The organism is Pseudomonas sp. Irchel s3b2, assembly GCF_900187445.1.
Taxonomy (GTDB): domain Bacteria; phylum Pseudomonadota; class Gammaproteobacteria; order Pseudomonadales; family Pseudomonadaceae; genus Aquipseudomonas.
In genome coordinates this window covers 124,202-144,406 of record NZ_FYEB01000004.1, presented here as the reverse complement: position 1 = coordinate 144,406, position 20,205 = coordinate 124,202, and the positions used below count along the sequence as shown (strand labels likewise).

Genomic DNA, 20,205 nt, shown 5'->3' with positions numbered 1-20,205 from the left:
AACGACGACACCAGCGACAGCCCGAAGGCTCACTGGCAGAACTTGAAAATGAGGATGGCGAAGCTTAACAGAGTGTTTCCGGGCAAGGTTGCACGAACCTGCAAATCGCGTTTAGCAATCGGGTGGCAGATCGTCACAGGTCTGAAGGATCGCGGCTACGCTGTGATAAAGTCCGCGGCCTGCGGTACTTACACTTTGCTCATCGGCCATTCATTGGCATTGATGTAGCGACCCTTCGGTTCCCTCCATGTGGCCTGCCCGGCTTTTTGCTGCATGAGCAGAACCCTGCACCCTAATAATCAGAGATGCCGTTATGACCGCTTCATCCCCTTCTCTTTTGCAACGCCTGAAACGCAGCAGCTTGGTCACGCAAATCATCATCGGCCTGATCGCCGGGATTGCCTTGGCGCTGTTCGCGCCTGAGCTGGCCAAGTCCACCGCCTTCATTGGCAAAGTGTTCGTGTCGGCACTCAAGGCTGTCGCGCCGATTCTGGTGTTCGTGTTGGTCATGGCCTCAATTGCCAACCATAAGCACGGCCAGGAAACCCATATCCGGCCGATTCTGTTTCTGTATCTTCTGGGCACCTTCGCGGCAGCCGTGGTAGCGGTGGTCGCCAGCACACTGTTTCCGTCGAGTCTGGTGCTGGCTACCCAGGATGTGGCAGTGAGCGCACCGGGCGGCATCAGTGAAGTGCTGCAAAGCCTGGCACTGAGCGTGGTTGATAACCCGGTCAGTGCATTGATGAACGCCAACTTCATCGGCATTCTCGCTTGGGCGATCGGCATGGGCATCGCGATTCGCCATGCCGGTGCGACCACCCGTGAGGTGCTGGGGGATTTGTCCAATGGCGTGACGGTTATCGTACGGGTGGTGATTCGCTTTGCGCCGCTGGGGATCTTCGGCCTGGTAGCCTCGACCCTTGCCACTTCCGGTTTCGGTGCCTTGATCGGTTACATGCACCTGCTGGCCGTATTGCTGGGCTGCATGCTGTTCGTGGCGCTGGTGATGAACCCGGCCATTGTGTTCTGGAAGCTGCGTCGCAACCCGTATCCGCTGGTACTCACTTGCCTGCGCGAGAGCGGCATCACCGCCTTCTTCACCCGCAGTTCGGCGGCGAACATTCCGGTCAACCTGGAGTTGAGCAAGCGTCTGGGCCTGCATGAAGACACCTATTCGGTGTCGATCCCGCTCGGCGCCACCATCAACATGGCCGGCGCCGCGATCACCATCACCGTGCTGACCCTGGCCGCCGTGCACACCCTGGGCATCGCCGTGGATATTCCGACGGCCATTCTGCTCAGCATCGTCGCGGCGATCTGTGCCTGTGGCGCCTCGGGCGTGGCCGGCGGCTCGTTGCTGCTGATTCCACTGGCGTGCAGCTTGTTTGGCATCCCGAGCGAAATCGCCATGCAAGTGGTAGCAGTCGGCTTCATCATTGGCGTGTTGCAGGACTCGGCGGAAACCGCGCTGAACTCCTCCACCGACGTGCTATTCACTGCGGCGGCGTGCCAGGGTGAGGAGCAGAAGACCCAGAAAGCCCGGGAAGCCCAACGTATGGCGTAACAACGCACCGCTGGCTCCTACAGAAGGCACAATGAAAAAGCCCGCCAAGGCGTAAACCTTGGCGGGCTTTTTTGCACCTGGGTGGTTTAGAACGCGCCCATGTAATCGCGCTTGCCAACTTCCACACCGTTATGACGCAGCAATGCGTAAGCGGTGGTGATGTGGAAGAAGAACTGTGGCAGACCGTAGCTCAGCAGGTAAGCCTGGCCAGTGAAGCGCTTCTCTTTAGGGGTGCCTGGACGGGTAACGATTTCGATGCCTTCCTTGCCGTCAATCTGCTCGGGTTTGATCTCGCCGATGAAGGCCAGGACCTTGGCGATCAGCGCTTGCAGTTCGGCGAAGGTGGTTTCGGTGTCGTCATATTTCGGCAATTCGACTTCAGCCAGACGCGCCGAAACGCCTTTGGCGAAATCAACGGCGATCTGCACCTGACGTACCAGCGGGAACATGTCCGGGTACAGACGGGCTTGCAGGAACGCGTTCGGATCAATGTTTTTCGCGGTAGCGTGGGCTTCGGCCTTGCTCAGGTTGTTGCTCAGGGCATTGAGCATTTGCTGGAAAACCGGAACGGAAGCGGCGTACAGGGAAATAGTCATGATGGTCTCGTGTGGTGACAGGAGTAAAAACGTGGAGCGATTATAGCCATGCCCGACCGCCCTGCGGCTTGTCTTTTATCCTGCAAGGATTAGGCTAGGCGGCTTCGACTGCATGCTTCGACTGCATAGGGAAAAGCGCGATGAGCACTGAGCAAGAAACGACCTCCGACGAACCGCGGCTTAACAGCACGGAAATTCGCATTCTGGGCTCGTTGATCGAGAAACAGGCCACCAGCCCGGAAACCTATCCGCTGACGCTCAATGCGCTGGTGATTGCCTGCAACCAGAAAACCAGCCGTGAACCGGTGATGAATCTCAGCCAGGGCCAGGTCGGCCAGAGCCTGCGCGTGCTGGAAGGTCGCGGCTTCACCCGACTGGTGATGGGCAGCCGCGCCGACCGCTGGGAGCATCGGGTCGACAAGGCGCTGGAACTGGTGCCGGCGCAGGTGATTCTGACGGGGTTGTTGTTCCTGCGCGGCCCGCAGACGGTCAATGAGCTGCTGACCCGCAGCGGCCGCATGCATGACTTCGAAGATGCCGAGCAGGTGGTGCACCAGCTGGAACGTTTGATCGCCAGGGGTCTGGCGCTGTTGATCCCGCGCCAGGCCGGCCAGCGCGAAGACCGTTACATGCATGCACTGGGCGATCCGGCGGATATTGAAGCGATCCTGGCGGCTCGGCAGAATCCGGTGGAACGTGGCACCAGTGGCGGCGTGTCGGTTGAGCGGATCGAAGAACTTGAAGCACGGATTGCGGCGCTGGAAGAGCGACTGGCACGTCTCGAATAACGGGGCTGGCTGGAGACCGAATCGCGGCAATCGCGAGCAGCCTCGCTCCCACAGGTTCAGCGCTGAACCTGTAGGAGCCGGCTTGCCGGCGAAGGAGCCGGTACAGCCAACAAAAAATTGAGGTAATCAGCCCCGGGCAAACGCCACGGCCTTCTGGAACTGCTCATCGGTCGGCCGTACGCCGGTGTACAGCACGAACTGTTCCAGCGCCTGGATCGCAATCACCTCCAGTCCGGTGATCACCCGCTTACCTTCGGCACGACCGCGCACAATCAACGGTGTTTCCGAGGGGATCGCTACTACATCGAAGACAGTTTCGGCCGAAGCGATAGCGTCAGGCTCGAACGCCAAGTGATCGGCCTCCGGCCCGCCCGTCATGCCGATGGGTGTGACGTTGATCAGCATCTGCGGGCGTTGGTCCCCCAGTTCTGCCTGCCATGAATAACCCAACGATTCAGCCAAGGCACGCCCGGCGCGCTCGTTACGGGCCACGATCAGGCCGTTTTTGTAACCGCCATCGCGCAAGGCACTGGCTACAGCCTTGGCCATGCCGCCACTGCCGCGCAGGGCAAAGGTCGAATCCTTGGGAACCTGATGGGTTTCGAGCAACTGGGCGATGGCAATGTAATCGGTGTTGTAGGCTTTGAGATGACCGTTGGTGTTGACGATAGTATTGATCGATTGAATAGCCTCAGCCGATGCGTCCAGCTCATCGACCAACGGGATACAAGCTTCCTTGAATGGCATCGACACTCCGCAGCCCCGAATACCTAGGGCGCGGATGCCGCCAACGGCGCCCGGCAAATCCTGGCTGCTAAAGGCTTTGTAGTAGAAATTCAGGCCCAGTTGTTCGTACAGATGGTTATGAAATCGCAGGCCAAAATTGCCGGGCCGCCCCGAGAGTGACATGCACAGTTGAGTGTCTCTGTTGGGGTTCATCTGCATTGGAATCTCCTTCAATAGCACTTTCAGATGGACGGGATTAGCCACTCCACCGGTTCTGATCGATCATAAAGGCCTGTCTGCACCCGGCACACAGCCGTAAAGAAGCCGGTACAGACCTTACACAAAATTTACCCAACGGCTGTGCTGATTTTCAAAAAAAACTGTCTTAGAAGTATCCCCGCGACAACTTGTGTCTATTGCAGACGCAAGCGCCGGGTCGAAGAACCGAGGACTTATCATGATCCGTAAAATCCCCACAGTAGCCTTGCTGATCGGTGCTCTCGCTATCGCAGGGCAGGCAGAAGCAGGTGGTCGTGGTCATGGCGGCTGGGAAGGTCCAGCTGTGTTTGGTGCGATCGTCGGCTCGGCAATCATCGGCTCAGCAATAATCGGCCGCGACCGACCCGTGTATGTGGAACAACCGGTCTACGTTCAGCCACAACCGGTGTACGTGCAGCCACCTCCTGTTTATTACCAACCGGCGCCGGTCTATGTTCAACAACCGATGTACTACCGCCCGGCACCGATCTATTACGGTCCGCCACGCGGGTATGGCCCACCACGCGGCTATTACGGCCCTCCCCATGGTTATTATCGTGGTGACCGCTGGTAATACATTCCTCAGGCCCCGCTTTAAAAGCGGGGCTTTTTTTGTGACCACCGGTGGGACGAAGTCTGAATAAATCTCGCCAAGGTCGCTGTCGGGACAATACCGACAGGTAAAGTTGGCATGATTGACGCTGACCGCCCTACTCCGACTTTGGTGATAACGGTCATATTTATGTCATGTCAGGTCCGCAAGCTTGGATCTGTCCGTAAACAACAGGTTGATAAAAACAAGGACGACCTCCATGCCCACACAAAACCCGCATCGCATTGTCGGCTTGTGCACTTCCGGCAAGGTGTACAACGCACTGACCGAACTCAAACACCTGGAAGGTCATCGCAGCGCAAAGTTTCTCTCGCTGCTGGCGGAAAACCTGGTGCGCAAAGGCCTGCTCAATGAGCAGGAAGTGATGCACATGCTCGACCAAGTGGTGGACTGACCACAGAACTCATCGGCATCAATGACGACTATCGAAAGCGTTGATTGTCCGTTCAAGCGTCCGATCCGTAAGGTAGCTCCATAGATTAATGGAGGTACTTATGGCTCAGGTTCAGATCATGTCCGTTATTGGCAGCGCCGTTCCCGCACAACTCAGAGCGCGGGGGTTGCTAGCCTGTTGGTATCTGGTGCAGGACGGCGAACCGATCAGCGGCCCGCTCACCTCGCTTCCCGCCGCCCAAGCCTTGTCGCAACGTATCGACTCAGGCCAGCTCAGCGCTTAAGGCAGCTGAACCTTGGGCTTGGAATCGATGAAAATCGCCCAGCTCGACACAAACAACGCGGCGATCAACGGCCCGATGACAAAACCGTTCAGGCCAAAAAGCGCCAGGCCGCCCAGGGTCGAGATGAGGATCAAGTAGTCCGGCATTTTGGTGTCCTTGCCCACCAGGATCGGTCGCAGGACGTTATCCACCAAGCCGATCACGAACACACCGAACAAGGTCAGCACCGTGGCCTGCCAGATCGCACCGCTGAACAGGAAATACGCCGCCACCGGTATCCAGACGATACCCGCCCCCACCGCTGGCAACAGCGACAGAAACGCCATCAACACCGCCCAGAGCAGCACGCTCGGGATGTCCAGAAACCAGAAAATAAAACCACCCAATACCCCTTGCGTGATTGCCACCAGCAGGTTGCCTTTCACTGTGGCCCGCACCACGCGATTGAACTTCAGTTGCAAGCGACGTTTCTGGTTATCTTCCAGCGGTATCGCCGCACGTACTTTGCGCGCCAGTTCTGACCCGTCCCGCAGGAAGAAAAACAGCAGGTACAGCATGACGAAAAAGCTCACCACGAATTCGAACGTCCCCTGACCAAAACTGAATGCCTGGGTCGCGACAAACTGGCTGCCTTGCATCGTGCTCTTGATGATTTTTTCTCGTAGCCCGCTCAGCTCGCCCATGCCGAAACGATCGAGCAAGTTCTGAACGTAGGGCGGCAGGCTGTGTTTGAACTGCGACACATACCCGGCAATGTCCAGTTCGCCGCTTTCGATCCGGTTGTACAGCGCCGCGCCTTCCTGAACCAGCAAGGTACTGATGGTGATCACCGGCAGGATCGCGATCACCACACAGAGACTCAAGGTGAACAGGGCCGTCAGGTTGCGTGGCCAGCCAAACCTCTGTTGCAACTGATGCTGCAAGGGCGAAAACAGAATGCCGAGGATGACCGCCCAAAACACCGCACCATAGAGCGGCAGCAGAATCCAGACGAAGGCAATGCTCACCACGGTCAGCAAGACCATTAGCGATGTGTTTTGCAGTTTCGTTTCGTTCATGTCCGATCCATATCAGTGCGCAGGGAGCGCCGTTGCGCGTACTGATATTTAGTCCGCCATGGTTCGCGCGAGTGCCATCTGTTTGTTCACCAAGCATAGATCCAGATCAATGAACCCCGCGGGTAAGTGGATTACCTTCGCCAGCTTTTGCGATCGACACTGCCATGACCTGCGCCATGACGCTTATCCCCCCGGAACTACTCGCCCCTGCCGGCACCCTGAAAAACATGCGTTATGCCTTCGCCTATGGCGCCGACGCGGTATACGCCGGCCAGCCGCGCTACAGCCTGCGGGTGCGCAACAACGAATTCGATCACGCCAACCTCGCGCTCGGCATCGCCGAGGCCCAGGCTCAGGGCAAGCGCTTCTATGTGGTGGTGAACATCGCCCCGCACAACGCCAAGCTCAAAACGTTCTTGAAGGACCTGGAACCGGTGATCGCCATGGCGCCGGACGCGCTGATCATGTCCGACCCGGGCCTGATCATGCTGGTGCGCCGGCATTTCCCGCAGATGCCGATCCACCTCTCAGTGCAGGCCAACACGGTGAACTGGGCCAGCGTCGAGTTCTGGCAGCAACAGGGCTTGAGCCGGATCATCCTGTCCCGCGAACTGTCGCTGGAAGAGATCGCCGAAATCCGCCAGCACGTCCCGGCGATGGAGCTGGAAGTGTTCGTCCACGGCGCGTTATGCATGGCCTATTCCGGGCGCTGCCTGTTGTCGGGCTACATGAACAAGCGCGACGCCAATCAGGGCAGCTGCACCAACGCCTGTCGCTGGAAATACTCGGCAACGCCGGCCAGCGAAAATCAGCTCGGCGAAATCGTTCAGCAGTTCCGACCCGAACCGACGCTGGGCATCGGTGCGCCGACCGATCAAGTGTTCCTGCTGCAAGAAGCCAATCGCCCTGACGAACTGATGCCGGCATTCGAGGATGAACACGGCACGTACATCATGAACGCCAAGGACCTGCGCGCCGTCCAGCACGTCGAACGCCTGACGCAGATGGGCGTGCATTCACTGAAGATTGAAGGCCGGACCAAATCACATTTCTATTGCGCGCGCACCACCCAGGTGTATCGCCGCGCGATCGATGATGCAGTGGCTGGCCGGGCGTTTGATCGCAGCTTGATGACCGATCTGGAGTCCCTGGCCCAGCGTGGCTACACCGAAGGTTTTCTGCGGCGGCATGTGCATGACGAATACCAGAACTACCAGAACGGCAGCTCGGTTTCAGAGCGCCAGCAGTTCGTGGGCGAGTTGACCGGCGAACGCCGGGATCGGCTGGCCGAGGTGCGGGTGAAGAATCGCTTTGGTCTGGGCGATCACATGGAACTGATGACACCCAAGGGCAACTTCCACTTCGATTTGCATCAACTGCAGAACAGCAAAGGCGAGGCAATTGAAGTGGCGCCAGGGGATGGGCACATGGTGTATTTGCCGATACCGGACGCGGTGGATTTGCAGTTTGGGTTGTTGATGCGGGATGTCAGTGTGAGTTAAAGCCCATCACGAACACGACACCAAACCTGTGGGAGCGGGCTTGCTCGCGAAGAGGCCGTGTCAGTCGACATTGATGCAACCTGATACATCGCCTTCGCGAGCAAGCCCGCTCCCACATGGATTGCGCTCGACTGACTGGCATTGGAGCAAGCCTTGAGTAATCACACAAACTCTTCGCGCAACATCCCCACAAACGCCTCTCGCGCCGGATGAACCCCAGCGTTTTCATGCCAGTAAAACAGGTTATCGATCGCCGTCAGCTCGGGGAATTCGTACCCCGCGCACCCCGCCCCTTTGGCGTACTGATCGAAGATCCCTTTGGGCACCAGTGCGACGCCGGCCCCGGCGCTGACGCAGCCGACAATCGCGCCATAACTGGCCAGGCTGACAATCGGCAACGCCTGGCCCTGACGCAACAACCAATGTTCCAGCGCCGCCCGGTAAGGACAACCCTGAGGCCACATGAACACGGTCTTGTCCTGCAAATCCGCGATATCGCGCACCGGTCCCAACGACGTCGAAGCAATCAGCAGCAGCTCTTCGCGGTACATCGGCGTGCGCTTGAGGTGTGAGCGCTCGACATCCACCGCGACGATCGCGCCGTCGAGCCGGTGATTGAGCGTGTCATCGAGCAATTGGCCCCAGCTGCCGGTGGTCAGTTCCAGCGCAACGCCCGGATAGCGCTTGTGAAACTTGGCCAGCAGACGCGGCAATCGACCGGTCGCCGACGATTCGATAGCACCAATGCGCAGCGGTCCGGATGGCTCGGCCGAAGGGTCCAATGCGCGTTTGGCTTCAGCCGTCAGCGCGAGAATTTTCGAGGCGTAAGCCAGAAAGGTCTGCCCCGCCGGGCTGATGCGCAACCCTCGTCCCTCACGCAGAAACAGCGCGACACCCAGTTCGGTTTCCAGCAACTTGATGCGGGCCGTGATGTTCGACGGCACACAATGCAGCAACTCGGCCGCCCGAGCGATGCTGCCGACGTCGGCGACGGTCTTGAACATGCGAATCTGCGCCAGCTCCATACATCACCAAAAGTGAACAATTTACACAGTATAAGTCAGTTGTGGCGAACGGTCAGACTTCCAATACTCGGTGCATACGCCCACAGGTGCCGACCATGAAGCCACTCACACCCTCCTCTCATCTCTCCGTCAAAATCATTCTGGCGATGGCGTTTGTCGTCGCCTGCTGGGGGTATTCCCCGACCGGTATTCATATCGGTTTGCAGGCCTATGACCCGGGTCATCTGGCGCTGCTGCGGTTTCTGGTGGCCTCGGTGTTCATGGCGGTGGTCGCTGTGTTCCAAGGCATCCGCCTGCCGAACATTCGCGACTGGCCGCTGCTGATCGTGCTCGGTTTCTTTGCCGTGAGCCTGCATCACGTCGCGCTGAATTTTGGCCAGCAAGGGGTCAGCGCCGGGGCGTCCAGTGTGCTGGCGCAAACCACGCCGTTGTTCAGCACGCTGCTGGCGCGTTTCGTATTCAAGGACCGGGTGAGTGTGTGGCGCTGGTGCTGCGTGTTTCTGGGTTTGACTGGCGTGATGATTGTGGTGGCCGGTGATCATGGATTGGGGAGCATCGACGCTCACGGCTTGCTGATTTTGCTGGCGGCGGTGTCCTGGAGTTTCTACTTTGCGTTGCAGAAGCATCAGTCCGGGCGCTACGACGGGTTGACGCTGGTCTGCTACACCGTCTGGTCGGGAACGGCGTTGTTGCTGGTTTATCTGCCAGGACTGGCCAGCGAAATCGTCAGCGCGCCGCTTCATGTGCAATGGGCAGTGGTTGCATTGGGCGTGTTTCCCAGCGCCCTCGCCTACCTGGCCTGGGCGTTTGTGTTGGCTCATGTGGATTTGAGCCGTGCGACGATGACGATGTATTTGATTCCGCCGACGGCTATGGCCATTGCGTCTTTTGCCTTGGGCGAGCAGCCGACGTTGATGGTGGTGGTGGGTGCCGTGGTGGTGCTGGTCAGTGTGTTGGCGTTGAATCTGGAGCGGCGGTTTTTTGGGATTCAGGTGGCCAGTGTCTGAGCACGGATTTGTGGTGCTGCGTCTGGCGCCTTCGCGGGCAAGCCTCGCTCCTACAGGGGGCGACGGTGCTTTTGTAGGAGCGAGGCTTACCCGCGAAGAACGATGACGCGGTAAACCTGCAACCACAAAAAACCCGGCGCATCGGCCGGGTTTCGTTTATCGCCTGTCGTCGGACAATGGCGTTTCTTCATCCGGCGCCGGAATGTCGTCATCCAGATCCGGGTCCAGATCCGGGTCCCTCCAGTCTTCAGGTCGATCAACGTCCGTATCGGCCGGGTCTCGCGAAGGGTCCATGCCGGGTGGTGCGTCGTGATCCATCGACGGATCGCCCATATCGGGAATGGGTCTGACAGGGTCGTTATCGGAAATTCCACCTTGAAGAATTAGAGCGTTAGCCATGACGCACCTCACTGATGAGGTCCAGCGAATCTGGGCCGTACAGGTTGGAAACGAGCCTGCAAACGGGGTGCTATCGAGGAGACAAACGGCGGCTACCGATCAGCCGAAAAGCGGTCGCGGCTGTTAGTCAGGTGCAACCACATCGCCGCCCGCGCCGCGTCCGGGTCCTGGCGTCTGATGGCGTTGAGAATCGCCTCGTGTTCGAGGTTGGCGAGTTGCCCGAGCTTGCTCAAATCCGCCGACCCGCGCTCGGCGGCATTGACGCGGGTCCGGGGGATCATGGCGCTGCCCAGGTGTTGCATGATCTCGGTGAAGCACACGTTGCCGGTGGCTTCGGCGATCAGTAGATGGAAGCGTTTGTCCGCCTCGACGCAACTGTCGTTGTTGGCCAACAGGCTTTGATAGTCATCCAGCGCTTCACGCATCTGCGCCAACTGCTGGTCTGTGCGACGAACCGCTGCCAGCGCCGCCGCCTGGGTTTCCAGGCCCATGCGCAACTCCAGAATACTGCGCACGCCCAGCGCGGTATCGACATTCAGCCGCAGCCCCTGATCCGGTGCTCGCTCGAGAACAAAGGTGCCGATGCCGTGACGGGTTTCCACCAGCCCCGAAGCCTGCAACTTCGAGATTGCCTCGCGCACCACCGTGCGACTGACCCCATGCTCCTGAACAATCGAGTTCTCCGACGGCAGCTTGTCCCCCGGCACCATCTGGCCGAGCAGGATGCTCTGGGTCAGTTTGCTCACCAGATCATGGGCCAGGTTGTGGGCACGCTTGCGGGCGGGTGCGTCGATGTCTTCTTGCATGGTGATTTATCCGTAAAGCGGGTATCCGGATCGTAGCACTGCGCTCGCTTCCCGGTGACGGGAATCTCAACAAAATGCCGCTAAACTTGTATGACAACACTCAACTATCATGCTGAAACAGACGATTTAAACCTATTAAATAAAGGTTCCTCGTCGCGACAAAGAGAACATCACCGACTGAACAGACTCCAACACAACCCAGCAAATACGCCACAAAAAACCAAAAAAAAGAATAAAAACCCGCCCACCTAACGCCATTTTGTTGAAAGACAGCCCTTGTCGGCCTGAAAAATCTAGTTGTATGATGTCTATCAACAACGCTACACCCAGCCACACCCCGCATAAAAATAACGAGTGGGAGAAAAAGAAGTGAATACATCCATATCCGGGATGAACGATGGCGCCGATTCGGTCCTGAAGTCCGCCATCTCGAAAGTGAAACGCCACGTCCTGCCGCTGTTCGTGATCATGTTCATCGTCAATTACATCGACCGTGTGAACATCGGCTTCGTCCGCGCCCATATGGAACATGACTTAGGGATTGGCGCTGCCGCCTACGGCCTCGGTGCCGGTCTGTTTTTTATTGGTTACGCGCTGTTCGAAGTCCCCTCCAACATCCTCCTGCAAAAAGTCGGCGCGCGAATCTGGCTGACCCGCATCATGCTGACCTGGGGTCTGGTGGCCGCCTGCATGGCGTTCATCCAGAACGAAACCCACTTCTACATCCTGCGATTTCTACTGGGCGTGGCCGAAGCCGGTTTCTTCCCCGGGGTGATTTATTACTTCACTCGCTGGTTGCCCGGTGTCGAACGCGGCAAGGCGATTGCGATCTTCCTCAGCGGCTCGGCCATTGCGTCACTGATCTCCGGTCCGCTGTCCGGGTTGCTGCTGCAAATCAGCGGTTTTGGCATGCACGGCTGGCAGTGGATGTACTTCATTGAAGGGATGTTCTCGGTCGGCCTGTGCGTGTTCGTCTGGTTCTGGCTGGACTCCAAACCCCACGATGCCAAATGGCTGACCCGTCCCGAGCAGGACGCGCTGGTCAAAGCTATCGATGACGAACAACTGGCCCGCGAAGCCGCGACGCCGATCAAACCGTCGCTGGGCACGCTGCTCAAGGATCGTCAGATCATCCTGTTTTGCCTGATCTACTTCTTTATCCAGTTGACCATCTACGCCGCGACCTTCTGGCTGCCGAGCATCATCAAGAAGATGGGCGACCTGAGCGACATTCAGGTGGGGTTGTTCAACTCGATTCCGTGGTTGCTGTCGATCGTCGGCATGTACGCCTTCGCCACGTTGTCGGCCAAATGGAAGCATCAGCAAGCCTGGGTCGCCGCTGCGCTGCTGATCGCTGCCGCCGGGATGTTCATGTCCACCACCGGCGGGCCGATCTTCGCCTTCGTCGCCATCTGCTTCGCCGCGCTGGGTTTCAAATCGGCATCGTCGCTGTTCTGGCCGATTCCCCAGGCGTATCTGGATGCGCGGATTGCTGCTGGCGTGATCGCACTGATCAACTCGGTGGGCAACCTCGGTGGCTTCGTTGCGCCGACCACCTTCGGTCTGCTGGAAGAACACACCGGGTCGATTCAGGGCGGGCTGTACGGCCTGGCCGCCACCTCGATCATCGCCGCGATCATCGTCTTCGCCGCGCGCAATAAACCGAAACCCGCACCTGTGGCTGCCTTGGGCAAACCTGCGCCCCGTCACGCCTGAATACCTGCTTTTTAAGGACATAAAAATGAACGCACAAGAAACCGCAAAAGCCCCGATCATCACCAGCATGCAGGTTGTGCCGGTGGCCGGCCACGATGGCATGCTGCTCAATCTGAGTGGCGCTCACGGCCCGTTTTTCACCCGCAACATCGTGATCCTCAAGGACAACGCCGGTCACACTGGCGTCGGCGAAGTGCCGGGTGGCGAGCGTATTCGCCAGACGCTGGAAGATGCGCGCGCACTGGTGGTCGGCAGCCCGATCGGCACTTACCAGAAGATCCTCAATCAAGTGCGCCAGACCTTTGCCGATCGCGATGCCGGTGGTCGCGGCCTGCAGACCTTCGACCTGCGCATCACCATTCACGCGGTCACCGGCCTGGAAGCCGCCCTGCTCGACTTGCTCGGTCAGCACCTGGATGTGCCAGTCGCGGCCCTGCTCGGCGAAGGCCAGCAGCGCGACGAAGTGAAGATGCTCGGTTATCTGTTTTATGTCGGTGATCGCAACGAAACCGATCTGGCCTACCGCAGTGAACCGGACGCCGACAACGACTGGTTCCGTGTGCGTCACGAAAAAGCCATGAGCGCCGACGCCGTGGTGCGCCTGGCGGAAGCCGCCCACGCCCGTTATGGCTTCAAGGACTTCAAACTCAAGGGCGGCGTGTTGAGTGGCGACGAGGAAATCGAAGCGGTCACTGCCCTCGCCGAACGTTTTCCCAACGCGCGCATCACCCTTGATCCGAATGGCGCCTGGTCGCTCAAAGAAGCGATCCGCCTGTGCCGGGATCAGCATCACGTTCTGGCTTACGCCGAAGACCCGTGCGGTGCGGAAAACGGTTACTCCGGCCGCGAAGTCATGGCCGAGTTCCGTCGTGCCACGGGCCTGAAAACCGCGACCAACATGATCGCCACCGACTGGCGGGAAATGGGCCATGCGATCCAGTTGCAATCGGTGGACATCCCTTTGGCGGACCCACACTTCTGGACCATGCAGGGCTCGGTTCGAGTCGCGCAGATGTGCCACGAATGGGGCCTGACCTGGGGCTCGCATTCCAACAACCACTTCGATATTTCCCTGGCCATGTTCACCCACGTCGCGGCCGCCGCGCCGGGTGAAATCACCGCCATCGACACCCACTGGATCTGGCAGGACGGCCAACGCCTGACCAAAGCGCCGCTGCAAATCGTCGATGGCTGTGTGCAGGTGCCGAAAAAACCTGGCCTGGGGGTTGAGCTGGACATCGATCAACTGGCCAAGGCCCATGAGCTGTACAAAGGCATGGGGCTGGGTGCGCGGGACGACAGCGTGGCGATGCAGTTTCTGATTCCGGGGTGGAAGTTCGATAACAAGCGGCCGTGTCTGGTGCGGTAACCCTCGAGGACAATGCAATCCATGTGGGAGCGAGCCTGCTCGCGATGAGGCCGTAACAGCCAATATCATCATTGACTGTCACACCGCCATCGCGAGCAGGCTCGCTCCCACAGGGAAGGCACTCACACTAATTCTGCTGCGCCGCTTGCAGCAACCAGTCCTTGAACGCGGCCATCGCCGACGTTTCAGGGCGCGACTGCAAGCGGGTCAGCCAGTAGCTGCCCGTGGTGATTCCGATAGTGAAAGGTTGCTGGATGGTGTCCGCGGCCAGTTGCCGGGAAAACATCAAGGGCGGCGCCAATGCTACGCCCGCCCCTTGCAGCGCCGCTTCCATCATCGCCAGCGACGAGTCGAAGACAATGCTTCTCGGCGGTGCCGCATGGATTGAGAGCCCGGCCGCCTGAAACCACTCCGGCCACTCATCCGTTCGATAGGAGCGCAACAACGTTTGCTGCAACAGATCGGCCGGTGTGTGCAATTGTCGCGCAATCTCGGGAACGCAGAGCACCGACAGCGGCGCCTCGATCAACCGTACCGCTTCGATCCCATGCCACGCCCCCGCGCCAAAACGAATGGCGTAATCCAGACCTTCAGCGGCTACGTCCACACGGTTGTTGTTGGTTGAAAGGCGCAAATCTATGAACGGATGTTTCGTCTGAAAATCACTCAGCCGCGGTAACAGCCAACCGACCGCAAACGTCCCCACAGCTCCCACCGTCAACACCTCGCGAAAATGCCCACCCTCGAAACGCTCCAGGGTTTCGGCAATCCGGTCGAAGGATTCGCGCAACACCGGCAACAGGGTTTCACCTTCGTTAGTCAGCATCAGGCCTCGGGGCAGGCGCTTGAACAAGGTCACGCCAAGCTGGGCTTCAAGGCTTTTGACCTGATGACTCACCGCCGCCTGCGTGACACACAACTCCACCGCCGCCCGTGTGAAACTCAAATGACGTGCCGAAGCCTCGAAAGCGCGCAGCGCATTCAGGGGTAATTGCGGTCGGATCATGCCCACTCCCAAATTTTTCTAATGGCTCGTGCAAGATATCGTCGTTTGTCGGCGCTCGACAAACTGCATAGATTTGGCTCGCCCAGCAACGGACCGGCTTGAAAAACCGCTCGGAGTGTAGCGGTTAACACCACAGAAACTCATGGAAAGTAATTCAATCATGCCTAAAAAGAATCAGAGAAAACTCGCGTCTTACAGCGCTTTCGCACTTCTACTCGGCGTTAGCCACAGCTTTGCTGACGACCGCGTCGAAGCCATCGTCAAGGCCGCCATTGAACCGGTGATGCAGCAACAGCAGATCCCCGGTGTCGCGGTCGCGATTACCGTTAATGGCCAACCTCATTACTTTAACTACGGCGTGGCTTCAAAAGAAAACGGTAAAGCCGTCACCGAAGACACCCTGTTCGAGATCGGTTCGGTGAGCAAAACCTTCACCGCCACCCTCGCCGCCTACGCCCAGGCGAGCGGAAAACTGTCCCTGTCGGACAACGCCAGTCAGGTTCTGCCGACATTGCGTGGCAGCGCGTTCGACAACATTAGTGTGCTGCAACTGGGCACCTACACCGCCGGTGGCCTGCCGCTGCAATTCCCCGGTGATGCAGATCATCCCGACAAGATGCTCGATTATTTCAAGCAATGGAAACCGACCTATGCCGTCGGCACTCATCGCCAGTATTCAAACCCCAGCCTGGGGTTATTCGGCTATCTGGCAGCCCACAGCATGGGGGCGCCATTCGATGCACTGATGGAAAAAACCTTGCTGCCGAAACTCGGCCTCAAGCACAGCTACCTAAAGGTGCCGCAGGACCAGATGGCGCTTTACGCCCAGGGTTACAACAAAGACGACAAGCCCGTGCGAGTCGGGCCGGGTGCATTGGATTCCGAAGCGTATGGCGTGAAAACCAGTGCCTCGGATCTGCTTCGCTATGTTGAAGCGAACATGAATCCGACTTCGCTGGAAAAACCCTTGCAGCAAGCCATCGCCACCACACATACCGGTTATTACACCGTCGGCGAGATGACTCAAGGGCTGGGTTGGGAGCTCTACAACTATCCGGTAACGCTCGATACATTACTGGCGGGTAACTCGTCGCAGATGGCGATGGAGGCCCATGAAGTCCAACCGCTGAACCCACCGCAACCGCCACACGACACCGTGCTGATCAACAAAACCGGCTCAACCAGCGGCTTTGGCGCCTATGTCGCCTTTATCCCGGCGAAGGATATCGGCATCGTGATCCTGGCCAACAAAAACTACCCGAACCCGGAGCGAGTCAAAATCGCTCACAAAATATTGAGTGCGCTGACCGAATAGCCGGGGCTCCGTAGCAGCTGCGTTCGGCTGCGTAGCAGTCGTATTCCCGCGGATGCCGTTTACCTGAAAGAGCGCGGTGGCAGATTTCGCGACTGCTGCGTAGCCGAACGCAGCCTCGCGGGCTCGGCAGCTGCTACGGGTATCGGATGGCAAACAAATGGGCGACCTCTTGAGGTCGCCCATTTTCGTTTACCGGGGATTGGGGCCTGCTTTGCAGGCCAACGGGAGCAAGCTCCCTCGCCACACAAACCCCATCATCACAAGGGCTCAGCAGAACTCAATCATCCGGCTGCTCAGGCGGCTTGGCAGGTTTCGCCGGTTTGCCTTTTGCGCCCTTGACCGGCGCGGTTTCGGTGACCGGCGGAGGTAGTGGCACCGTGGCTTCTTTCTCGGCTGCAGGCAACTGGTCGATGGTGGCGAAAATTTCTTTCAGCTCGACCACATCCTTTTCAAGCTTCTTTTCACCGTCCTTGCCGACCAGGATGATTTTGCTCTTCGCCCCGGCGCCCAGCTTGAGCGAGCGAATCAAGGCCATTGTCGTTTGCGGGTCGAGGTCTTTGCCGTCACGCTGCCCCATCGTGTTGATCACGGTGTACAGCACCATGTTTCGCTCGGTGAAGCCCTTGCGGCTGGCGGGTTCATCCAGGGATTTTTTCAGGCTGACCCAGGTGGGATCGACCGAACTGGGCGCGATGACAATCAGGGGACGGGCCCTGCCCACGTCTTTAACCAGAGGGGAATCGTCATCGGCGGCGAACAGGGGGCCGACGAAAGCCAGCAGAGTAGCCAGGGTCAAAGACCTGATGAGCATGCGCATCTCCTTTTGATATCCACGCTCTAATGATTGCGCATCGCGGCGAACGTTCCGGGTGACGCACTGCAATTGTGTTTCGCCTTGCCCCAAGCTTAGGTCAGGGCGGTCATTGCGCAACAGCCTGAGCTAATCTCATAGCACCACTTGCACGACCTGATTCGCCGTGAGGATTTTTCCATGAGCGCTCAGCTGAACCACACCATCGTCTGGTGCCGTGACAAACAGGTGTCGGCCCGCTACCTGACAGACCTCCTCGGCCTGCCCGATGCCGAGCCGTTCGGGCCAATGCTGGTGGTCAAATTCGATAACGGTGTGTCGCTGGACTTCTACAACAATGACCCGCCGATTGCCTCCCAGCATTATGCGTTCCTGATTGGCGACGAAGACTTCGATGCGGCCTTCGCTCACCTGCAAGCGCGCAAGCAGCCCTGGTGGGCCGATCCGGGCAAACAACGGCCGAATGAGATCAATGATTACGGCGGGGGCCGGCGAGTGTATTTCGACGACCCGGACGGGCATCTGCTGGAGATTTTTACCCGGGAATAGATGCCCGTCACTTGCATGTCATATACCGAACGGAAAGGTGTCTTCCTCGTGCTCCATGAATTCAGGCGCCGGCAATGGCGAGACCGCATGGGTTTTTTCGATCCAGACAAACGCGTCGAACTGCTCCGCCAGTACTGCCTGAAAGTAATGGCTCTGGCGCTCGGTCCTGGGGCGATAGATGACGCCGATGGCGCGCTCGAGCAATGGCTCGGCCAGTACGTCCAGCAACTCATCGCTTGGTGACGTCCGCCAGTCGAGCAGCGCTGCGGGAACTCCGGCCTGGAGAAACAGTTGTTCCCAGCTGTCGGCCAATGCCGGGTTCACCTGTTTGACCTGCATCGGCTCATCCCAGTCATCGGCGGCAGCGACGGTGCCGTGGTCGGTGCCCATGCCGATCAGCACCGCTTGTGAGCCGTAGGCCGTGCGGCACAACTGACCGATGTTGAACTGCCCCTCCCAACCCATTTGCGTGGCGGCGGCGTTGCCGATGTGTGAGTTATGCGCCCACACCACCGCTTTGGCGCCTGCCCCGCGATGCGCCATCAGGGTTTGCAAGGTATCGAACATGTGCAGGTCACGCAGGTTCCACGAGGCGGTCGAGCCGCGATACATGGCGCGGTAATACTGCTCGGCAGCCCGCACGACGCGAGCGTTCTGGGTGGCACTGAAAAACGCTTCGTCGTCGGCGACCATCGGATCAAGCCGTTCGCCCAGCAGCACATTCAATTGCTCGACCACTGCGTCCTCGCACGTGGCCATATTGCCCCGTTCGGCGAAATGACCGTACAGCGCCGGGTCGTCATGCCACGGCGTCAGGCAGCTGTAGCGATGGCGGGCCTCTTTCGCCAACTGCGGGTCGGTCTTATCGAGATAGCCCAGCACTTCGTCGATGGAGTGACGCATGCTGTAAACATCCAGCCCCCGAAACTCCACCCGCTGCTCGAGCGTCAGCCCGCGATTATGGTGGTGCAGCCAGCGGGTAAAGGTCTGCACGGCCGTGTTGCGCCACATCCAGGTGGGGAATCGGGCGAAGGCCTGTTTTTTCCAGGCGGAGCGGCCCAGGTCGCGGACACATCGGTCGATCTGGCCGGCATCGGGCCAGTCGGCTTCGACCGCAACGATGCCGAAGCCGTGCTGCTCGATCAGGCGGCGGGTGATCGCCGCTCGGGTCTGGTAGAAGTCCTGAGTGCCATGGCTGGCTTCGCCGATCAGCACCACGCTGGCATCGCCAAAGCGGTCAAACAGTTCGCCGAATTCAGGTGAGTCGAGTGCAGGCAACGGCTCGGCATGACGGCGCAGCACTTCGGCCGCGTTGCCGGGTGATTCGCCACGGGGGCGGCGGAACCGTCGTAGAAGATCGTTTACGGGGCTGTTCATGGACGTCATGACCTCATCTGAACGTGGTCATAGTTTTGACTACGTCAGCGAGGGCATGATTCCGCTAAATTCAGTGATGTATACGGTGCCGGATCAGAACGCCAGTTTGTAGCCGATCAGCACCAGCATCGTGGCCAGGCACGGACGCAGCAGTTCGTCGGAGATACGCCCGGTCAAATGGCTGCCCAGGTAAATCCCCGGCAGCGAACCGACCAGCAAGTAGCCCAAAATGTGCCAATCCATGTTGCCCATGCTCGCATGGCCCAGGCCGGCGACCAGGGTCAGGGGCACCGCGTGAGCGATTTCGGTGCCGACCAGGCGGCGGGTAGCCAGCATCGGGTACAGAATGAATAGCGCTACCGTGCCCAGAGCGCCAGCGCCGATGGAGGTCAGGGCCACCATGGTGCCCAGGACCAGACCGGTAATGACGGTCAGCACATTCAACCGCGAGCCGCTGGGGTTGTAGTGACCGCCCGCCCGTTTGTGGGCGAAATCGAGCAAGCGTTTCTTGAAGAAAATCGCCAGCGCCGTGGCGAACAGTACGAAGCCCAGCGCCTGTTTGATGACGGCGTTCATCGCGTCGGGTGAGGTCTGCAAAGTGCTGAGGAACCATAGTGTCAGCGCCACCGCCGGCACACTGCCGAGGGTCAGCCAACCGGTGATCGCCCAGTCGATATTTTTGTTCTTGCGATGAACCAGCACGCCGCTGGATTTGGTAATGGCCGCGTACAGCAAGTCCGTGCCCACCGCCGTAGCCGGGTTGACGCCGAACCACAACAGAATGGGAGTCATCAACGAACCGCCCCCAACGCCGGTCATGCCGACGATAAAGCCGACCACCAGACCTGCAACGACCAACCCGAAATTACCGAATTCCATTAATACGCCCAGAAAATCGCAGGAAATAACCGGCTCGCAGCATAGCGATTTTTCTTATAACCAGTTATATCGATGCGGTCTATCGTTATGCCCACTCGCTGATCGGAATATCGCCCCTACCCCCAACCCCTATCGCCCTGTAGGAGCGGGCTTGCCCGCGAAAT

The 20,205-nt window shown here is 58.9% G+C and carries 21 protein-coding genes; 11 read left to right on the top strand and 10 right to left on the bottom strand.

What is annotated here, in order from left to right:
• Positions 1-313: 313 nt before the first annotated feature.
• On the top strand, positions 314-1,564 hold the full coding sequence (gene sstT / locus CKW20_RS12055) for a serine/threonine transporter SstT (protein WP_095053106.1): 1,251 nt from the start codon (positions 314-316) through the stop codon (positions 1,562-1,564).
• Between the two features lie 86 nt (positions 1,565-1,650).
• Here sstT and CKW20_RS12050 read toward each other — a convergent pair whose 3' ends face one another.
• Positions 1,651-2,160, bottom strand: coding sequence for a DUF1993 family protein (locus CKW20_RS12050; RefSeq protein WP_030130806.1), 510 nt, complete (start codon positions 2,158-2,160; stop codon positions 1,651-1,653).
• 140 nt (positions 2,161-2,300) lie between these two features.
• Here CKW20_RS12050 and CKW20_RS12045 point away from each other — a divergent pair, with 140 nt between their 5' ends.
• Positions 2,301-2,948 carry a YceH family protein gene (locus tag CKW20_RS12045; protein ID WP_095053105.1) on the top strand — a complete coding sequence of 216 codons (648 nt, stop codon included), beginning with the start codon at positions 2,301-2,303 and terminating at the stop codon, positions 2,946-2,948.
• Between the two features lie 126 nt (positions 2,949-3,074).
• Here the strand turns inward: CKW20_RS12045 and CKW20_RS12040 are convergent, their stop codons facing one another.
• Complete coding sequence (locus CKW20_RS12040; protein ID WP_095053104.1) at positions 3,075-3,893, bottom strand: shikimate 5-dehydrogenase; 819 nt, start codon at positions 3,891-3,893, stop codon at positions 3,075-3,077.
• 238 nt (positions 3,894-4,131) lie between these two features.
• Here CKW20_RS12040 and CKW20_RS12035 point away from each other — a divergent pair, with 238 nt between their 5' ends.
• From CKW20_RS12035 to CKW20_RS12025, 3 genes are all read left to right on the top strand, one after another.
• Positions 4,132-4,506, top strand: a complete 375-nt coding sequence (locus tag CKW20_RS12035; RefSeq protein ID WP_052967274.1) for a hypothetical protein — start codon at positions 4,132-4,134, stop codon at positions 4,504-4,506.
• Positions 4,507-4,744: 238 nt separating this feature from the next.
• On the top strand, positions 4,745-4,939 hold the full coding sequence (locus CKW20_RS12030; RefSeq protein ID WP_095053103.1) for a hypothetical protein: 195 nt from the start codon (positions 4,745-4,747) through the stop codon (positions 4,937-4,939).
• Between the two features lie 100 nt (positions 4,940-5,039).
• Entirely contained in the window at positions 5,040-5,222 is a 183-nt protein-coding gene (locus CKW20_RS12025; RefSeq protein ID WP_007901757.1) for a hypothetical protein, read from the top strand.
• On the opposite strand, the gene CKW20_RS12020 is transcribed toward CKW20_RS12025, so the two are convergent.
• Positions 5,219-6,280: an AI-2E family transporter gene (locus CKW20_RS12020; RefSeq protein ID WP_095053102.1), complete on the bottom strand. Its 1,062-nt coding sequence runs from the start codon at positions 6,278-6,280 to the stop codon at positions 5,219-5,221. The two genes, CKW20_RS12025 and CKW20_RS12020, sit on opposite strands and share 4 nt — an antisense overlap.
• Positions 6,281-6,456: 176 nt before the next feature.
• On the opposite strand from CKW20_RS12020, the gene yegQ reads away from it, so the two are divergent.
• Positions 6,457-7,782 carry a tRNA 5-hydroxyuridine modification protein YegQ gene (gene yegQ / locus CKW20_RS12015; RefSeq protein ID WP_095053101.1) on the top strand — a complete coding sequence of 442 codons (1,326 nt, stop codon included), beginning with the start codon at positions 6,457-6,459 and terminating at the stop codon, positions 7,780-7,782.
• A gap of 161 nt (positions 7,783-7,943) precedes the next feature.
• Here the strand turns inward: yegQ and CKW20_RS12010 are convergent, their stop codons facing one another.
• Positions 7,944-8,807 carry a LysR substrate-binding domain-containing protein gene (locus tag CKW20_RS12010; RefSeq protein WP_095053100.1) on the bottom strand — a complete coding sequence of 288 codons (864 nt, stop codon included), beginning with the start codon at positions 8,805-8,807 and terminating at the stop codon, positions 7,944-7,946.
• A 95-nt stretch (positions 8,808-8,902) separates the two neighbouring features.
• On the opposite strand from CKW20_RS12010, the gene CKW20_RS12005 reads away from it, so the two are divergent.
• On the top strand, positions 8,903-9,814 hold the full coding sequence (locus CKW20_RS12005) for a DMT family transporter (RefSeq protein ID WP_095053099.1): 912 nt from the start codon (positions 8,903-8,905) through the stop codon (positions 9,812-9,814).
• 156 nt (positions 9,815-9,970) lie between these two features.
• Here CKW20_RS12005 and CKW20_RS12000 read toward each other — a convergent pair whose 3' ends face one another.
• Positions 9,971-10,213: a hypothetical protein gene (locus tag CKW20_RS12000; protein WP_095053098.1), complete on the bottom strand. Its 243-nt coding sequence runs from the start codon at positions 10,211-10,213 to the stop codon at positions 9,971-9,973.
• Between the two features lie 92 nt (positions 10,214-10,305).
• Positions 10,306-11,019, bottom strand: a complete 714-nt coding sequence (locus tag CKW20_RS11995) for a FadR/GntR family transcriptional regulator (RefSeq protein ID WP_007901747.1) — start codon at positions 11,017-11,019, stop codon at positions 10,306-10,308.
• A 369-nt stretch (positions 11,020-11,388) separates the two neighbouring features.
• Here CKW20_RS11995 and CKW20_RS11990 point away from each other — a divergent pair, with 369 nt between their 5' ends.
• Together CKW20_RS11990 and gudD are read left to right on the top strand one after the other, a co-directional pair.
• Positions 11,389-12,735 (top strand): MFS transporter, encoded by a 1,347-nt coding sequence (locus CKW20_RS11990; RefSeq protein WP_095053097.1) that lies wholly within the window; start codon positions 11,389-11,391, stop codon positions 12,733-12,735.
• A 25-nt stretch (positions 12,736-12,760) separates the two neighbouring features.
• Complete coding sequence (gudD, locus tag CKW20_RS11985; RefSeq protein WP_095053096.1) at positions 12,761-14,104, top strand: glucarate dehydratase; 1,344 nt, start codon at positions 12,761-12,763, stop codon at positions 14,102-14,104.
• A 127-nt stretch (positions 14,105-14,231) separates the two neighbouring features.
• Here gudD and CKW20_RS11980 read toward each other — a convergent pair whose 3' ends face one another.
• A complete protein-coding gene (locus CKW20_RS11980; protein WP_095053095.1) occupies positions 14,232-15,110 on the bottom strand; it encodes a LysR family transcriptional regulator in 879 nt (292 codons plus the stop codon).
• 160 nt (positions 15,111-15,270) lie between these two features.
• Between CKW20_RS11980 and ampC the strand changes: the two genes are divergently transcribed.
• A complete protein-coding gene (gene ampC / locus CKW20_RS11975; protein WP_305883068.1) occupies positions 15,271-16,425 on the top strand; it encodes a class C beta-lactamase in 1,155 nt (384 codons plus the stop codon).
• Between the two features lie 277 nt (positions 16,426-16,702).
• Here ampC and CKW20_RS11970 read toward each other — a convergent pair whose 3' ends face one another.
• Entirely contained in the window at positions 16,703-17,236 is a 534-nt protein-coding gene (locus CKW20_RS11970; protein ID WP_095053093.1) for a DUF4174 domain-containing protein, read from the bottom strand.
• 180 nt (positions 17,237-17,416) lie between these two features.
• On the opposite strand from CKW20_RS11970, the gene CKW20_RS11965 reads away from it, so the two are divergent.
• A complete protein-coding gene (locus CKW20_RS11965) occupies positions 17,417-17,785 on the top strand; it encodes a VOC family protein (RefSeq protein ID WP_095053092.1) in 369 nt (122 codons plus the stop codon).
• Between the two features lie 18 nt (positions 17,786-17,803).
• Here CKW20_RS11965 and CKW20_RS11960 read toward each other — a convergent pair whose 3' ends face one another.
• Both CKW20_RS11960 and CKW20_RS11955 read right to left on the bottom strand, forming a co-directional pair.
• Positions 17,804-19,162 carry an erythromycin esterase family protein gene (locus CKW20_RS11960; RefSeq protein ID WP_095053091.1) on the bottom strand — a complete coding sequence of 453 codons (1,359 nt, stop codon included), beginning with the start codon at positions 19,160-19,162 and terminating at the stop codon, positions 17,804-17,806.
• Between the two features lie 93 nt (positions 19,163-19,255).
• Entirely contained in the window at positions 19,256-20,041 is a 786-nt protein-coding gene (locus CKW20_RS11955) for a sulfite exporter TauE/SafE family protein (RefSeq protein ID WP_095053090.1), read from the bottom strand.
• Between the last annotated feature and the right edge of the window lie 164 nt (positions 20,042-20,205).

Excerpts from the sequence above, each read along its gene's own strand:
- sstT (WP_095053106.1), top strand. The coding sequence starts at position 314 with ATGACCGCTTCATCCCCTTCTCTTTTGCAACGCCTGAAACGCAGCAGC.
- CKW20_RS12050 (WP_030130806.1), bottom strand. The coding sequence starts at position 2,160 with ATGACTATTTCCCTGTACGCCGCTTCCGTTCCGGTTTTCCAGCAAATG.
- CKW20_RS12045 (WP_095053105.1), top strand. The coding sequence starts at position 2,301 with ATGAGCACTGAGCAAGAAACGACCTCCGACGAACCGCGGCTTAACAGC.
- CKW20_RS12040 (WP_095053104.1), bottom strand. The coding sequence starts at position 3,893 with ATGCAGATGAACCCCAACAGAGACACTCAACTGTGCATGTCACTCTCG.
- CKW20_RS12035 (WP_052967274.1), top strand. The coding sequence starts at position 4,132 with ATGATCCGTAAAATCCCCACAGTAGCCTTGCTGATCGGTGCTCTCGCT.
- CKW20_RS12030 (WP_095053103.1), top strand. The coding sequence starts at position 4,745 with ATGCCCACACAAAACCCGCATCGCATTGTCGGCTTGTGCACTTCCGGC.
- CKW20_RS12025 (WP_007901757.1), top strand. The coding sequence starts at position 5,040 with ATGGCTCAGGTTCAGATCATGTCCGTTATTGGCAGCGCCGTTCCCGCA.
- CKW20_RS12020 (WP_095053102.1), bottom strand. The coding sequence starts at position 6,280 with ATGAACGAAACGAAACTGCAAAACACATCGCTAATGGTCTTGCTGACC.
- yegQ (WP_095053101.1), top strand. The coding sequence starts at position 6,457 with ATGACGCTTATCCCCCCGGAACTACTCGCCCCTGCCGGCACCCTGAAA.
- CKW20_RS12010 (WP_095053100.1), bottom strand. The coding sequence starts at position 8,807 with ATGGAGCTGGCGCAGATTCGCATGTTCAAGACCGTCGCCGACGTCGGC.
- CKW20_RS12005 (WP_095053099.1), top strand. The coding sequence starts at position 8,903 with ATGAAGCCACTCACACCCTCCTCTCATCTCTCCGTCAAAATCATTCTG.
- CKW20_RS12000 (WP_095053098.1), bottom strand. The coding sequence starts at position 10,213 with ATGGCTAACGCTCTAATTCTTCAAGGTGGAATTTCCGATAACGACCCT.
- CKW20_RS11995 (WP_007901747.1), bottom strand. The coding sequence starts at position 11,019 with ATGCAAGAAGACATCGACGCACCCGCCCGCAAGCGTGCCCACAACCTG.
- gudD (WP_095053096.1), top strand. The coding sequence starts at position 12,761 with ATGAACGCACAAGAAACCGCAAAAGCCCCGATCATCACCAGCATGCAG.
- CKW20_RS11980 (WP_095053095.1), bottom strand. The coding sequence starts at position 15,110 with ATGATCCGACCGCAATTACCCCTGAATGCGCTGCGCGCTTTCGAGGCT.
- ampC (WP_305883068.1), top strand. The coding sequence starts at position 15,271 with ATGCCTAAAAAGAATCAGAGAAAACTCGCGTCTTACAGCGCTTTCGCA.
- CKW20_RS11970 (WP_095053093.1), bottom strand. The coding sequence starts at position 17,236 with ATGCTCATCAGGTCTTTGACCCTGGCTACTCTGCTGGCTTTCGTCGGC.
- CKW20_RS11965 (WP_095053092.1), top strand. The coding sequence starts at position 17,417 with ATGAGCGCTCAGCTGAACCACACCATCGTCTGGTGCCGTGACAAACAG.
- CKW20_RS11960 (WP_095053091.1), bottom strand. The coding sequence starts at position 19,162 with ATGAACAGCCCCGTAAACGATCTTCTACGACGGTTCCGCCGCCCCCGT.
- CKW20_RS11955 (WP_095053090.1), bottom strand. The coding sequence starts at position 20,041 with ATGGAATTCGGTAATTTCGGGTTGGTCGTTGCAGGTCTGGTGGTCGGC.